Source organism: Planctomycetota bacterium, assembly GCA_035574235.1.
Classification (GTDB): Bacteria; Planctomycetota; MHYJ01; order MHYJ01; family JACPRB01; genus DATLZA01.
The window spans coordinates 44299-58840 of sequence record DATLZA010000075.1; the positions used below are offsets into that span (position 1 = coordinate 44299).

13 protein-coding genes are annotated in these 14542 nt (G+C 68.0%); 8 read left to right on the forward strand and 5 right to left on the reverse strand.

What is annotated here, in order from left to right; genetic code table 11:
• The first annotated feature begins 195 nt into the window (after positions 1-195).
• From VNO22_06255 to VNO22_06285, 7 genes are all read left to right on the forward strand, one after another.
• Positions 196-1254: a YdjY domain-containing protein gene (locus tag VNO22_06255; protein HXG60953.1), complete on the forward strand. Its 1059-nt coding sequence runs from the start codon at positions 196-198 to the stop codon at positions 1252-1254.
• A 3-nt stretch (positions 1255-1257) separates the two neighbouring features.
• Positions 1258-2199: a hypothetical protein gene (locus VNO22_06260; protein HXG60954.1), complete on the forward strand. Its 942-nt coding sequence runs from the start codon at positions 1258-1260 to the stop codon at positions 2197-2199.
• A complete protein-coding gene (locus VNO22_06265) occupies positions 2196-3401 on the forward strand; it encodes a prenyltransferase/squalene oxidase repeat-containing protein (GenBank protein HXG60955.1) in 1206 nt (401 codons plus the stop codon). The genes VNO22_06260 and VNO22_06265 overlap by 4 nt, the downstream gene beginning before the upstream one ends.
• 71 nt (positions 3402-3472) lie before the next feature.
• Entirely contained in the window at positions 3473-4702 is a 1230-nt protein-coding gene (locus VNO22_06270; GenBank protein HXG60956.1) for an inositol-3-phosphate synthase, read from the forward strand.
• 90 nt (positions 4703-4792) lie between these two features.
• Complete coding sequence (locus tag VNO22_06275; GenBank protein ID HXG60957.1) at positions 4793-6037, forward strand: formylglycine-generating enzyme family protein; 1245 nt, start codon at positions 4793-4795, stop codon at positions 6035-6037.
• Positions 6034-7287, forward strand: a complete 1254-nt coding sequence (locus VNO22_06280) for an SUMF1/EgtB/PvdO family nonheme iron enzyme (protein ID HXG60958.1) — start codon at positions 6034-6036, stop codon at positions 7285-7287. The genes VNO22_06275 and VNO22_06280 overlap by 4 nt, the downstream gene beginning before the upstream one ends.
• Before the next feature lie 20 nt (positions 7288-7307).
• The gene (locus VNO22_06285) at positions 7308-8522 is read left to right on the forward strand and encodes a PQQ-binding-like beta-propeller repeat protein (protein ID HXG60959.1); all 1215 of its coding nucleotides are present in this window, start codon (positions 7308-7310) and stop codon (positions 8520-8522) included.
• Between the two features lie 10 nt (positions 8523-8532).
• On the opposite strand, the gene VNO22_06290 is transcribed toward VNO22_06285, so the two are convergent.
• From VNO22_06290 to hflX, 5 genes are all read right to left on the reverse strand, one after another.
• Positions 8533-8691: a hypothetical protein gene (locus VNO22_06290; protein HXG60960.1), complete on the reverse strand. Its 159-nt coding sequence runs from the start codon at positions 8689-8691 to the stop codon at positions 8533-8535.
• A 31-nt stretch (positions 8692-8722) separates the two neighbouring features.
• Entirely contained in the window at positions 8723-10504 is a 1782-nt protein-coding gene (locus VNO22_06295; GenBank protein HXG60961.1) for a hypothetical protein, read from the reverse strand.
• Positions 10505-10554: 50 nt separating this feature from the next.
• A complete protein-coding gene (locus VNO22_06300) occupies positions 10555-11562 on the reverse strand; it encodes a cell division protein FtsA (GenBank protein HXG60962.1) in 1008 nt (335 codons plus the stop codon).
• Between the two features lie 73 nt (positions 11563-11635).
• Complete coding sequence (locus VNO22_06305) at positions 11636-12547, reverse strand: hypothetical protein (protein ID HXG60963.1); 912 nt, start codon at positions 12545-12547, stop codon at positions 11636-11638.
• A 70-nt stretch (positions 12548-12617) separates the two neighbouring features.
• Entirely contained in the window at positions 12618-13898 is a 1281-nt protein-coding gene (gene hflX, locus VNO22_06310) for a GTPase HflX (protein ID HXG60964.1), read from the reverse strand.
• Positions 13899-14012: 114 nt separating this feature from the next.
• On the opposite strand from hflX, the gene VNO22_06315 reads away from it, so the two are divergent.
• The coding region (locus tag VNO22_06315) for a hypothetical protein (GenBank protein ID HXG60965.1) at positions 14013-14542 on the forward strand (530 nt) is incomplete at its 3' end.

A 14542-nucleotide genomic window follows, 5' to 3' on the forward strand; every position in this document is an offset into this window, starting at 1 on the left:
CTCGGCCATCCCCGTCTTTTTATGGCAGCGGAATCCTGAGCGTCTACTGGATCGCCGGAAGATGTATAGAAATTAGTCATGACAAGGGGCTTGGAAAATTCGTTTGTGCAAAACTTTATGGGGCAGCGTGTTACAATTGGGGCCGTGGCAAGGGGTTTGCAAGTAAACCTCTGGGAAACTCTGTAGAGGAATCGCATGCAGAGAGCGCCGATCATTTTGGCGGTGGGGGCGATCTTGCTTGTGGCGGCGGGGGCAACGCTCCTGATGCGCATGCCGGGCGGCTCTGTTCCGGAGGGAGCCAAGTCGGATCCGGTGGCTGCAACGCCGAGCGCTGCGACGTCCCCGCAGGAGCGCGCGTCCGCGCCGACGGCTCCCTCCGCGCCGGCGGCGTCTCCGGAGGCTGCGTCGGCCGCGCCCTCGAAGCCTCAGGAGGCCGCGCCCGATCCCGAAGTGGGAGACAAGCCCGATCCGCGTCTCGTCGTGCCGCCGGTCGTGGAGCCTGAGTTCGAGGTGGGGTCCAAAGCGGAGGAGCGTCCGGACTTTGTGGCCGCGCTTCAGGGGGGCGGTTACATCTTCGAGCGTTCGGGGTCGGACGGCAAGCGGGTGACCGGCGTGGTCGTGCCCGGGACGATCCTGGTGACGCGCGGTCTGGTGGAACTTTTCGGCTGCGGTCAAAGCGGCAAGGAGCACGAGACGGTGCTGCGGCTGGAGTGTGACGCCCAGTCCCTCGACCTGGCTTTGACGTCGGCGGGATTCACGCGCGGGCGGCTGCCGACGGCGCTGGGGATCGAGGATCCCGGGCAGGGCTCGCGGGTGATCGTTCTGGTGCAGTGGAAGGACAAGGATGGAAAGCTGGTAACTCACCGGTCGGAAGACTTGATCATCAGCATCCGGCGGAATGCTCCCATGCCGCGGGTGGGCTGGACCTACGTGGCCCAGTGGGCGGAAGTGCAGGATCCGACGCATCCGAAGGGAGAGAAGACGCACAAGGTCCTGGCGGCGGCCAACAGCCGGTCGTTCGTGACGACGTTCCGCGACAAGACGGCCTTGCTGGACAATCCGCTCGAAGAAGCGGTGGACGACACGCTCTTTGCCGCCAATTACATGCTTCTGCCGCCGTCGGGGACGCCGGTGAGGGTGATCTTCCGTCCGCCCACGGATGAGGAGCGTCGGGAGATCGCCGCGCTGGAGAAGGAGCTGGCCAAACAGGCCAAGGATTTCCGGCCCGACGACCGGGAGGAGAAGGAGAAGTAGGGCATGGAGGCCCTGCTGGCGACGCTGGCGGTGCATCGCCGCCGTCTGCGGGCGGCCCGGGCGCTGGACGCCGGGCTGAAGGGGGCCTTTTACGCATCTTTGGCGGCGGCGGCGGGAGTGGCCGCGGCGAGGGCGACTTCGATCGGCGTGCCGCCGGCGGCGCTCCTGGCGGTCGCGGCGGTTCCCCTGGCCTTGGCGGCGTGGGCGGCGGCGCGGACTTTTTCCCTTCGGGACTGCGCGATCGAGCTGGACCGGCGGCTGGGCTTGGAGGAGCGGCTGGCGACGGCGGTCGAGGGGGCGGGTCCGTTTCGCGAACTGCAGGGCGCGGACGCCGCGGCGGCGTTCGCGCGGGCGAAGTTTCCTCCGCGCCGGCTTCCTCGGGAGGCGCGCTTTCTGGCGGGAAGCGCGCTACTTCTGGCGGCGCTCTGGGCGATGCCCGCGGCGGGATCGGGGGGAGACGGGGCGGCGGACGACGAGGCGCTGCAACCGGTGCTCGCGGCGGAGGCCGCGCGGCTGGAGGCGATCGCGGAAGGCGGTCCGATCGAGTTCCGCGAGGTGACGGAGCTTCTGCGGCGCGGAGAGGCCCGGGCGGCCCTCGAGCGGCTGGAAGCGCTGCGCGAAAAGCTGGAGGCGCGTCTTCTGACCGAATCGGGGGGGCCCGGTCGCGAGGAGGCGCTGCGGCTCCGGGATGCGGCGGGAGCGGCGGCGGAGGCGTTGGCGGCGCGGTTGGGCCGGCTGGGACGGCGCCCGCGGGCGGCCCGGACGCCCGAGGCGGCGGCGGCGAAGCTGGAGCGTCAGCGGGTCCGCCCGGAAGGCGCCCCGACGGAGGAGGACGGCCCGGGGGCGGCCGGCGCGGCCCCCGGCCCGGCGGTTCGCATGGACAAACCGGACTGGGATCCGAAGTACGACGCGGTGATTAAGCGCTATTTCAGGAGCGTGCCATGAAGATGTGCGTGCTGGCGATCGCGGCGCTCTGCGGCGCGCCGCAGGAAAGCGAACTCGGTAAGAAGCTTCTGGAGATCTACGCGAACGCGGCGGACTGGCTGGTGAGCCAGCAGGATCCGCACGGGGCCTGGCACATGGGGCCTCCCGGGAAATCCATGCCCAGCCCGGCCTACACGGGGCTCATTCTGCACGGTCTGGCCAACGCGCCGCAGGCCCTGCGGGCCAAGTACCGTCCGGCCGTGGACCGGGCCACGGAGTTTCTGCTCTCCAAGCGGAACGCGGACGGGTCGTTCGGCGAAGGACCGACGGGCTCGTTCATGAAGACCTACACCACGGCGGTGTGCATGATGGCGCTCGCGTCGGTGGAGCGGACGGACCGCGTCGCCGACGCGCTCCGCGGCGCTCAGGCCTACCTTCGGCAGAACCAGCTCAAGGAGGGCATCCACCGCGGAGGGCTGGGCTACGGCGACGAATCGCCCGTCGTGGTCGGCGGTCAGGTGACCACCAAGAAATCGATCGCGAACCTCTCGATCACCGGCTTTGCGGCCGAGGGGATGATCATGGCCGAGCGCGCGGGGCTGCCCCGGGACGAGGAGTTCTGGAAGCTCGTCGTGGAGTTCGTGCGCAAGTGTCAGAACAACACCGAGGTGAACAACGACCCCGAGTTCGTCGCAGCTCTCAAGAAAGCGGGTCTTTCGGTGGGGGACGACGGGGGCCTCTACTACGCCCCGGTGGCCGACGGCTCGATCCAGAAGGCCGGCACCCGCAAGATCGCCGACCGGGAGGTGATTCAGAGCTACGGCTCGATGACCTACGACGGCATCAAGACGTATCTTTACGCCGGGCTTCGGAAGGACTCCCCCGAGGTGAAAGCCGCGATCGACTGGGTGCGGAAGAACTACTCGATCGAGAGCCACCCCGGCTTCGCCTTCGACGCGACGCAGCGCCACCACCTGCGCGGGCTCTATTACTACTATCTGGTCATGGCGCGCGCGCTGGACGCCTACGGGGAGCGTCCCTTCGAGACCTTCGACGGGCGCAAGCGGGACTGGCCGGTGGAGCTGGCAGAACAGCTTCTGAAGACCGTGCGGGAGTCGAAGATGTGGAAGAACGACAACCCCGGCTGGTACGAAGGCGATCCCGTGCTGACGACGAGCTACGTCCTTTCGACGCTCGACATTCTTTTCAAGCACATCAAGTAAGGGGGGCGCACGTAGAGTATCGGGGTGGGAAAGCCCTCCGCCGGGCGGGGGGCGCATTCACGAGAGGCACCATGGAGCGCAAAGTCGGGGTATGGATTGTCGGCGCGTGCGGGAGCGTGGCCACCTGCGCCGTGGCCGGCGCCGAGGCCGTCCGGTCCGGCGCCATCGGAACCGCGGGGCTCGTGAGCGAGCTTCCGGAGTTCCGTGATCTCGATCTGCCGCGGTTCGACCAGTTCGTCTTCGGGGGCCACGAGATCCGGCCCGTGGACTGGGTGGCCGCCGCCGAGGAGTACGCGCGCGAGAACGGCGTCCTGACCCCGGCCGTTCTCGAGGCGGTGCGGCCCGCTTTGGCGCGGTGGAGCGAGAATCTCCGCCCCGGCGTCACGCTCAACAGCGGCGGGGGCGTCCGCTCGATCGCCCCGGAGGCGGGGGATCGCCCGCTTCCCCTGCGCGAGATCGTCCGCCTGATCCGCTCGGACCTCGAAGCCTTCCGGGCGCGTCACGGCCTGGACGAGGTCGTGGTGGTGCACCTCACCTCGGCGGAGCCGCACTTCGTTCCCCCGCGGGAGTTCCATTATCTCGAATCGTTCGAAGCGCTTCTGGAGGCGGACCGCCGGGACCTCTTTCCGGCCAGCGTCCTTTACGCCACGGCGGCGATCGAGGCGGGGTTCCCGTACGTCAACTTCACGACGTGCATCGGCTCGAGCTTCCCGGCGCTCGACGAACTGGCGCGGCGCCGCGGGGTGCCCCATGCGGGGCGCGACGGGAAGACGGGCGAAACGCTGCTCAAGACGACGCTGGCGCCCATGTTCGTGGCGCGGAACCTGCGCGTGCTCTCGTGGGAAGGCTACAACATGCTCGGCAACCGCGACGGGCGCGTCCTCGACGAGCCGGACGCCAACCGCGCCAAGACGCGCGACAAGGATCAGTGCCTCCGGGACATCCTCAAGGACGAGTCGGTGCACTCCCGCGTCCGGATCGACTATGTGCCCTCGCTGGGGGACTGGAAGACGGCGTGGGACTTCGTTCATTTCACGGGATTCCTGGGCGCCCGGATGTCGCTTCAGTTCACCTGGCAGGGGTGCGACTCCGCGCTGGCGGCGCCCCTGGTCCTGGACCTGGTTCGGTTCGTGGACTTCGCGCACCGCCGCAACGAGTCGGGCGTCCTGCGGCACCTGGGATGCTTCTTCAAGGCTCCCTACGGGGTCGAGGAGCACGGATTCTTCCGCCAGCACGAGGCGCTTCTGGCGTACGCGGCGGCCCACCGGCCGGCCGGGGGTCGGGTGCTTTCGGGCCGCTGAACGGGGCGGCGCGGCCTCCTTCCTTTTTCCGGCGCCGCTTGAGGTCGGGCGTCGTGATCTCTATAATCGGGCCGCGCAAGGAGACCTTTCATGAATCTTCTTTCCCGGCCTTGGGTCGGCGTCGTTTGGGCGTCGCTGGCGCTGGGCGGCGCGGCCGCGGCCCAGGAACCTCCTCCCAGGGAAACGGTGGCGATTCCCGGTACGGGCGTGCGGTTCGAACTGGTGCGCGTGCCCGGCGGACGGGCCGTCGTGGGCAGCCCCGAGGGTGAGCCCGGCCGGCAGCCGGACGAAGGCCCCGTGCGGGAGATCCCGCTGGGATCCTTCTGGATCGGGGCGCGGGAGGTGACGTGGGAGGAGTACTCCCTCTACTATGAGAGCTACCGGCAGGAGAAGGCGGACGGGGTGACCCGTCCGTCGCAGCCGGACGTGGTGGATCCCAAGGAGCCGTTTCCCAACGGCGCCGAGCAGACCCCGCGCCATCCGGCGCTTTCGATCGGCTGGTACGGCGCGGTCGGCTACTGCGAGTGGCTTTCCCGCAAGACCGGTCAGCGCTACCGCCTGCCGACCGAGGCGGAATGGGAATATGCCTGCCGGGCGGGCCTGGCGGGACCCGCTCCGCAACCCCTGGCCGAGTACGCCTGGTTCAAGGACAACAGCGGCGACCAGACCCACCCCGTGGGGCAAAAGAAGCCCAACCCTTGGGGGCTGTACGACATGTTCGGGAACGCCTGGGAACTTTGCCTGGAACCCTACGCGCCGCCGGCCTTCGGCCCCGTGGTGCGGGGAGGGGCCTGGAACAGCCCGGCTTCCGAAGTGCGCGCCGCGAACCGTCAGACCATTCCCGAGGAGTGGGCGGAGCGGGATCCCAAGCGGCCGCTGCGTCTCTGGTGGCTGACGGACGGGCCGTTTGTGGGGTTCCGCGTCGTGCGCGTCGAGGGCGGCGATCCGGAAGCCGAACGCCGCGCCGCCGCCCAGGTGGAGTTCCGCAACGTCCGTATCGTCCGGCCGGGCAAGCGGCCGGATTACCTCGACCGCGTGGAGGGCGAGCTCGTCTATAAGGGCGAGCTTCCGGTGCGCGAGCTTGAGGTCATGGTCGTCTTTCTCGACGAGGACGGGAAGCCCATGCGGAAGGATCCGAAGGAGAAACCCGCCTTCAACGTGTGCCATCCGGTGCTGGTTCACAGCGCGCATGAGGGGGAGCACCGCAAGCCGCTCCGGCCGGGCGAATCGCGGACGTTCGCCCTGGATGTTCCGCATCCGTTCATCGAGGCGGGGCCGCTGGATCTCCATCAGGTGACCGCGGTGGTTTCGAGAATTCATCTGGTCCGCGAGTGATCCCGGAGGTGTCCGTGCGCGTCGGTATCGCAGCGTTTCTTGGCTGGGCGGCCGCGGCCGGCCCGGCGCTCGCTCAGGAAATCCGCGAGGAGAAGATTCCGGTCCCCGGCACGTCCCTGACCGTGACGGTCGTCCGCGTTCCGGGGGGACGGGTGACGGTGGGGGCCAACGGGGGGAGCCGGCGGGAAGTGGAACTTCGTCCCTTCTGGATGGGGAAGTTCGAAGTCACCTGGGGGGAGTTCGACGCCTTCTTCGAGAGCGAGCAGAGCAACGTCGAGCGCCTGAAGGTCGACGGCATCACGCGGCCGACGAAGGCCAAGAGCTATTTCGGCCAGGTGGGGCTGCCGAATCACTTCCTGGAGGCGCGGCGTCCGGTGATCAACGTCCGCTGGCACGGCGCGGCGGCGTTCTGCGACTGGCTGGCGCGCCTGACGGGGCGGCGCTTCCGCCTGCCGACCGAGGCCGAATGGGAACACGCCTGCCGCGCCGGCCTGGGGGGCGATCTCGATTCCCAGGCGTGGCACGCGGGCAACAGCGGCGAGCGCAGTCACGCGGTGGGCGAGAAGAAGGCCAATGCGATCGGCCTGCATGACCTTCTCGGCAACGTGTGGGAATATTGCCTGGAGCCGATGAATCCGCCCGAGTACGGTCCCGTGCTTCGCGGCGGAGCCTGGAACACGCCCGCGTCGGAACTCGGGCCGGCGCTCCGGCACGGGGTGCCCAAGGAGTGGTACGAGGCCGATCCCAACCGGCCCCGGAGCAGCTGGTGGCTGACGAACGTGCACACGCAGGGATTCCGCGTGGTCCTCGTGGACGAGGGGGCCGAACGGTCGGCGGTTCAGGAATACGCCCGGAAGATCGACGTGAAGGTGCTGGGGTTCGAGGACGTGCCGCAGTCCAAGCGTCCGGCGCTGGGTTCTCACGCGGTCCGGGTCTGGGGCGAGGTCCGCAACACGGGGGATCGTTCGCTCGACGAGCTGGATTTGACGGTGTACTATCTTGATCCGAAAGGGCAGCCGCACCTTCTGGACGTGATCGGGGCCGACAAGGAAGGGCGGGCCACGTTCGGCCGTTGCTGGCCGGTGCTCGTTTCGAGCGCCCACGACGGCCCGCAGGCCAGGCCGCTCAAGCCGGGCGAGACGCGTGCGTTCGCGGTGGAGTTCCCGCAGAGCTCCGATCCCGAGGACTACGTGGCCTACGACAAGTTCGGCGCGCGGGTCGGCGGCCTGCGGTTCTCGCCCGCCCCGTAAGGGGGCAAGGAGGTGCGTTCATGCGGGGCGCGGCGCTCGCCGTCCTGGCGCTGGCGGGGATCGCCCGGGCGCAGGACTGGCCGGCTTGGCGCGGACCCAAGGGGGACGGGACCTCCGCCGAAACCGGCTTTCCTCTTCGCTGGAGCGCGACCGAGGGGGTTCTCTGGAAGGTCCCGGTGCCGGGCTGGGGCCATTCCTCGCCCGTGCTGGCCGGGGACCGCCTGTTTCTGACGACGTACGTCGAGAGCACCGACGAGCGCAAGCTGCTTTGCCTGGATGCGCGGAACGGACGTCTCCTCTGGGAGCGGACGGTCCTCGTGGCCCCCAAGGAGCGCAAGCATCGCCTCAACAGTTACGCCAGTTCCACGCCCGCGACCGACGGCCGGTACATCTTCACGGCGTTCCTGGACCGGACGGATTTCGCGGTCTTCTGTTACGACCTGGAGGGGAACCTCGTCTGGAAGCGCGTCCCCGGGAGCTTCTATTCCCCCCACGGCTTCTGCTCGTCGCCGGCGCTCTACAAGGATCTCGTGATCTTCAACGGGGACCAGGACGCGGACGCCTGGATCGTGGCGCTCGAGAGAGCCACGGGGCGGGAGCGCTGGCGCGCGGACCGGCCCAACAAGACGCGTTCGTACGTGCCTCCGGTCGTGATCGAAGCGGCCGGGCGCGCGCAGCTCGTGCTGAGCGGGAGCAAGTGCGTGGCCTCCTACGATCCGGACACCGGCCGGCTGCTGTGGATTGTGGACGGTCCCACGGAACAGTACGTGGCCAGCCTCGTGTACGCGGACGGCGTTCTCTTCGTCACGGGGGGCTACCCGGACCGGTATCTCACGGGGATCCGGCCGGACGGGGAGGGGAACGTCACGCGGACCCATGTGTTGTGGCAGCACGAACGGGAGGGGGTGTCGTACGTCCCTTCGCCGGTGGCCTGGGAGTCCCGATTTTTCGTGGTTTCGGACGACGGTCTGGCCAGCGCGCTGGAGGCGAAGACGGGGCGGCGGCTTTGGAAGGAGCGCCTGGGGCCGCACCACAGCGCTTCGCCCGTGGCGGCGGGCGGGTATCTGTATTTCACGGACGATCGGGGGACGACGCACGTGCTCAAGGCCGGTCCGACCTTCGAGCGCGTGGCCCGCAACGAGCTGGGGGAGGAATGTTACGCCTCTCCGGCCCTTTCGCGGGGCCGGATTTATCTGCGAACCGCCCGGCATCTCTGGTGCCTTGGAGAGCGGTAGGCCGAGGGCGCTACGGTCCGCCCGCTCTCCGGCGGGCGGCCTCCTGAGCGCGGCGTTCGGCGGCGCGCTTTTCGTAGCGGCGCTTGGCCAGGGCGATCTGGACGAGGAAGGACAGCGCCGTCAGAAGTCCGACGAGAAGGGCCAGTTCGGGACCGCTCAGCGAGCGCATGCTGGTATAACGGTTTTCCGGCCCGGGAAGTTCAGCTGATGAGCGGAATGTCTCCGGCGCCCGGCCGGGGTTCGCCGTCCAGCTCTTCGACCTTGAGTTCCTCGAGCTCCACGACCTCTTCCAGGGCGGGGGCCTGTTCCTTGGGAGCGGAGGGCTTGGAAGGGGGCGGCGTCTTGGCGGGGGTCTTCTCGACCTTGGAGGGAGCGGCCCGTTCGGGGGCCGGCGTGGGGGGCGGCGTGGGGGCCAGGCGCCGGCGCGTCCCCGCGTCGGCCTTTTCGGCCTTGGAGACGGCGGAGCGCTCCAGGGCCGCGGGGGCGATCTGGATCTGGGCTTCCTGGAGGGCGCGCTGTTCCTCCATGGCGGCCACCAGGCACCCGTGGGCGATCGCCCGCAGCGGATCGCGGGCCAGGCGGATCTCGTTCACCTCGAGAGGGAAGTTGACCTTTTCGAATTCGTCCCGGAACACTTCGATGAAGCCTTTGATGAGCGAGGTGCCGCCCGCGCAGACGACGTCGATCGGGCGGGTGAACGTAGGCATGTTCTGGGCGGTCTCGAGCTTCTGCTTGATCGTTTCCAGGGTGTACTGGATGAGGTTGCGGTAATAGATGACGATGGCGTCCTGCACGCGGTCCTTGGGGTTGAGGAGGTCCACGCCGCTTTCCTTGACGGCGCAGACCATGGGGGCGGGCATGCCGATGGCTTGAGCGACGTTGTTGTCGATCCAGTCCCCGCCGCGGGACGTCGAGAAGGTGAGGGCCGGGACGCTCTTGTAGGCGATGCAGACGTTGAACATGCCGCCGCCGCAGGAGATGCCGATGCCGGTGTAGTCCTGCGCCGCCAGTTCGGAGAAGACGACGGAGTGGCCCTCCAGCATCGGTTTCGGGGTGTAGCCCAGCTTGCGCAGGACCGCCTCGAGCGCCCCCCGATGGTAGATGACGTTGCGCTCGACGTCGATCGGGTCGGCCGGGACGGAGAAGGCGCAGACTTCGCCCACCTGCTTGGGGTGGCCCAGGAGCTGGGCGATGATGAGGCTGACGATGAGCAGGGCTTCGGGCTCGATGGGCGAGATCATGCCGTCCTTCATGGGCCGGCGCGTGTTTTTCTCGAAGATGTTGGCCAGCTCGAAGGCCGGATCGCCGAGGACGTAGCCCTTGTCCCCCTGGACGATGTAGTCGATGCCCAGCTTCATCAGCATCTTCTTCGTGAAGGCGTCGGAGCGCACGTCCAGGAAGGCGTTGCGCTGGATGTTGTAGGCGACCTCGCCGGTGTCTCGGCGGCGGGCGGCGGCGCAGATGTTGACGGTGCCCACGTCGAGGCCCCGCCCCAGATCGAGGTCGAGCTTGTTGAAGCTGACGATGCGCCGCTCGCCGTCGTCGGCGACCTCGACGCGGCCCTCTCGGGAGGCGGGCTTCTCGACGGAGAAGTTCTTGATGATCTGCATGATGGGCCGCGTGGGGCCCTCCTTCTCGATCATCTCCTTGATCTCGAAGAAGAAGTCCCAGTAGCGGTTGGCCTCGGCGTCGGTGCGGGCCTTTTCGGCGGAGCGGATGATCTTGGTGAGCTCCTTGACCCAGGTGGCCGGGAGATTCTTCTCGACCGCCAGTTCCGCCAGCTGCTTCTGCCGGGCGGCGGAGTTGATCTTGGAGATCTCCAGGAGCTGGGCGTCTCCGAGGAGCCCCTTGGAACCGAGCTCGGCGACCTCGGGGTCCAGGCGCTGGAGGGCCAGGACCTTGTCCACCTGATACTTGGACAGGCCCTTGCGCTGGAGCCGGGAGTACAGCTGCTCCCCGAACGCCTTGGCCTCTTCGCCCATGGCTCTCGCTACGCGCCTCCTACCCGCGTGTCGCCGCCGTCCCGCGGCCCTCAGGCGGCCTGGCTGGCCATTTCCAGCTGGGCGGCCACGAGCGCGCCCTTGGCCGTGGCGTTGAACGGGTCCCTCGCCATCCGGATGTCCTTGACGGGGATCGGGAAGTCGAGCTCCTTGAAGACGGCCTTGACGAGCTCGATGAAGTTCCCCGCCATGGCCGTTCCGCCCGAGAAGACGATCGAAATCGGATCCGGGAAGCTCGGCATGTTCTCGGCGGCCCGGAACCGCTCGGCGATGTTGGTCAGGTTGTACTTGATGAGGTTCCGGTAGTAGATCGAGATCGCGTCCTCCTCGCGGTTCCTGGGCTTGAGGAGATCGACGCCCTTTTCCTTGAGAAGAGCCGCTTTGGCCGGCTTGATTCCGAGCGCGTTGGCCACGTTCAGGTCCACCCAGTCGCCCGAACGGGCCGTCGAGAAGTAAAGCGCCGGCATGGATTTATACGCCACGCAGATGTTGAACATGCCGCCGCCGCAGGAGATGCCGATCCCGGTGAAGTCCTCCTCCGCCAGCTCCGCGAAGACGACGGCGTGACCCTCGATGATGTGGCTGGGCTTGTATCCCAGCGACTTGAGCACCGCGTCGAAAAGGTCGCGGTGGTAGGCCACCGAAAGATCCGAATCGATCGGGTCGCCCGGCACGGAGTAATAGCAGACCTCGTTCGGAACGCGGGGCTGGCCGAGGATCGAGCCGATGAGAAGCTTCATGACCGGCAGGGCGTCCTGCTCCTTGGGGGAGATGAGGCCGTCCTTCATGGGCCGGCGCGTGTTGCGGTTGAGGACGTTCGCCAGCTCGAACGCCGGTTCGCCCAGGACGTACATCTTCTTGCCCTGAACGACATACGGCACGTTCAGCCGCGTGAGCATGTTCTTGGTATACGCGTCGATGGGCACGTCGATGAAAACGTTGCGCTTCGGGCGCAGCTCGACCTCGCCCTTCTCGTTCTCTTCCGCGGCCACCAAGTTTACGGTCCCGACGTCCAACCCCTTGCCGTACCGGATACCCACCGTGTGTCCCTCCTGAATGTGACCTCGGACGTGATTTTATCCCGGGCCGGACCCCCCAGCCACCCCCCCTGGGCTACTTCTTCTCCTCGTCCTTCTTCGCCTCCCCACCGCCCTGGCCGCTGCGCATGGCCTTGAGGCGCTCCAGGGCGTTGGAGATCTTTCCGCTCGTCTTGGCCTCGACCTGCATCTGCTTGAGGTTGCTTTCCAGCTCGCTGGCGACGAGGCTTTCGATCGTGGCCTGGCTGGGCCGGAATTCGAGGTCTCCCTCGAACCGGGCCGCCGCGCCCGCCCCGACCCCTCCTCCCGCCAGCGCCTTCAGGCGCAGATCCGTCAGCTTCTTGTTGACGCCGTCGATGGCCTTCGTGAAGAGCTCCGACAGCTTCATGAAGAGCTCCTCGTCGGACTTGCGCAGCTCCTCGACCATCTGGGCCTGTTTCTGGGCCGCCTCCGCCTTCATCTGTTCCAGGACCAGGCGCTCCTGGGCCATTTTGGCCTGATACTCCAGCTCCACCTGCTTGCGGACCCGCGCCTCGATCTCCTGCTCCATCGAGGCCATCTTCTTGCGCATGTCCTCGACCTCGGCGCGCATCATCGCCTTGCCGTCCTCGTAGCGCTGCTTGGCGGTGTCCTCGGCGAGCTTGCGCTGGAGCTGAATCTGCTTCTGGAGGTTTTCCACCTCCGCCGCCAGCCCCGCCTTGTCCTTCTCCATGAGCTCGGCCTTGTCCTTCATGGCCTGATGTTCCTTCATCAGGCGGTCGAGCTCCTGGCGCGAGGCGGCAATGAGCTTCTGGCGGTCGTCGGCGGAAAGCAGGTTGGTCTTCGTGGAGACGATCCGCTCCACCGCGTCCCCGATGAGCTTGTTGATCATCTGCTCGTCGAGGACCTTCACCCGATGGATCCCGCGCTTGGCGAGTTCCTGGAGGGTGCTCTTCGAGGAGCTCTGCTCGATCGCGCGCCGGACGTCGAACGGCTGTGGATCGGTCATCCGAGTCTCCGACGGCAAATTATATCCCACCCTTCAAAGCCCTGTCAACCGCGGTCCGGCCGGCCGCGGATCAGACCCGGAAGCGCTCGAGCTTGTAGACGGCCCGGGCCGGCACCTTCACCCGCATCCGGACGTGCCCGTCCACGAACGTGCGGTCCACCAGCACCGACCAGGTCGCCAGCTCCGCCAGGAGCCGCCCCTCCGTCAGCGGGATCGAAACCTCCATCTCCCGGAGCTGGCGCGTCAGCGCCTCCGCCACCCGCCGCGCCAGGAGATCCAGGCCCTCTCCCGTCCGCGCCGACAGCGCCAGCGATCCCGGGAACCGGTTCAGCAGGATCTCCCGCTCCACCGCGTCCCGGAAACGGTCGATCTTGTTGAACAGAAGAAGCGTCGGCTTGCCGCGGCAGCCCAGCTCCTCGAGCACGGATTCCACCGACCGGATCTGTTCCTCCGCCTGGGGGTGGCTGGCGTCCACGACGTGCAGAAGGAGGTCCGCCTGCGTCACCTCCTCGAGCGTCGCGTGGAAGCTCGCCACGAGGTCGTGCGGCAGGTTCCGGATGAACCCCACCGTGTCCGAGAGCAGCACCCGGATCCCCGGGCCGATCGTCCAGAGCCGCGTGCGCGTGTCCAGCGTCGAGAAGAGCCGGTCCTCCACGAGCACCCCCGCCCCCGTCAGCGCGTTCATCAGCGTGGATTTTCCGGCGTTCGTGTAGCCGACCAGAGACACCGTGGTGTTCTCGAGCGTCCGGGCGGAAACCTCGCGGCGCTTGCGCTCCTCAAGCTGCTTCATCTCGCGCCGCAGCGTCGTGATCCTCCGGCGCGCCAGGCGGCGGTCCACTTCGAGCTGCTTTTCGCCCGGGCCGCGCTGGCCGATCCCGATTCCGAAACCGCCCGCCTGCTGCTCGCCCCGCAGGTGCGCCCCCAGCCGCGACAGCCGCGGGAGGTTGTACTCCAGTTGCGCCAGCTCCACCTGGAGCTTCGCCTGGTGGGTCCGGGCGTGCGTGGCGAAAATGTCCAGGATCAGCTCGGTCCGGTCGATGACCTTGCAGCCGACGTCCTTTTCGAGATTCTGGACCTGGGCGGGAGAAAGCTCGTTGTCGAAAATCGCGCAGTCGGCGCGGTGCTGCGCCGCCAGACGGGAAAGCTCCCCCACCTTGCCGGATCCGATGTAGGTGCGGGGGTCGGGCCGCTCCCGCTTCTGGAGCACCCGGTCCACGACGATCGCGCCGGCCGTCTCGGCCAGGCGCGTCAGCTCCTCGAGGGGGTCCGCCGCCCGAACGTCGGTCCCGGGATCGACCGTGCCCACGAGCAGGGCCCGCTCCCGGTAAACCGTCTTCTCGAAGGGTTTCAACAGGCTGTTCCGATTCCTCCCGAATCGCATTATAGGCGCGCCCGGTTCCCGAATCAACCGCCCCGCGCGCGGCCATTGCATTGCTTCCACCCGCTGGTATACTGAATTTCTTCCGTGAATCCGTCGCCCGTCGATTTCGCCTCGTTCGCCGCCGAGATCCGGGGGAAGAAACCCCCGGCGCCGGTGTACGTCTTCGCCGGACCCGAAGCCCTCCTGCGCGACCGCGGCGTGGCCCTCCTGCGCGAACGGGATCCGGAACTGGCCGCCCACGCCGTCCGCCTGACCTCCTCCGAGATCGACTGGACCCGCCTGGCCGACGAGCTCTATACGCCCCCGTTCCTCGGAAGCCGCAAGCTCGTCGTCCTCGCCGATGAAGGCAACTTCGTCCATAATCATGCCGACGCGCTGCGGGCTTACCTGGCCGCCCCGTCGCCCGCCGCCGTCCTGGCCGCCCTCGTCCCCGGCGGAAAGGTCCCGGCCCTCGGGGAAGGGGCCGTCGTCGTCGAGTGCCGCCCCCCGCGCCCCGCGGAACTTCCCCGGTGGATTTCCACCGAAGCCCAGCGGCTGGGCAAGACCCTCGACCGCGCGGCGGCCCAGCTCCTGGCTTCGCGGGCCGGCGGGAACCTCGCGGCCCTGGCGGGTCA

Coding starts and splice junctions, on each gene's coding strand:
- VNO22_06305 (HXG60963.1), bottom strand. CDS start 12,547: ATGACCGATCCACAGCCGTTCGACGTCCGGCGCGCGATCGAGCAGAGC.
- VNO22_06290 (HXG60960.1), bottom strand. CDS start 8,691: ATGCGCTCGCTGAGCGGTCCCGAACTGGCCCTTCTCGTCGGACTTCTG.
- VNO22_06275 (HXG60957.1), top strand. CDS start 4,793: ATGAATCTTCTTTCCCGGCCTTGGGTCGGCGTCGTTTGGGCGTCGCTG.
- VNO22_06270 (HXG60956.1), top strand. CDS start 3,473: ATGGAGCGCAAAGTCGGGGTATGGATTGTCGGCGCGTGCGGGAGCGTG.
- VNO22_06265 (HXG60955.1), top strand. CDS start 2,196: ATGAAGATGTGCGTGCTGGCGATCGCGGCGCTCTGCGGCGCGCCGCAG.
- VNO22_06285 (HXG60959.1), top strand. CDS start 7,308: ATGCGGGGCGCGGCGCTCGCCGTCCTGGCGCTGGCGGGGATCGCCCGG.
- VNO22_06260 (HXG60954.1), top strand. CDS start 1,258: ATGGAGGCCCTGCTGGCGACGCTGGCGGTGCATCGCCGCCGTCTGCGG.
- VNO22_06255 (HXG60953.1), top strand. CDS start 196: ATGCAGAGAGCGCCGATCATTTTGGCGGTGGGGGCGATCTTGCTTGTG.
- VNO22_06295 (HXG60961.1), bottom strand. CDS start 10,504: ATGGGCGAAGAGGCCAAGGCGTTCGGGGAGCAGCTGTACTCCCGGCTC.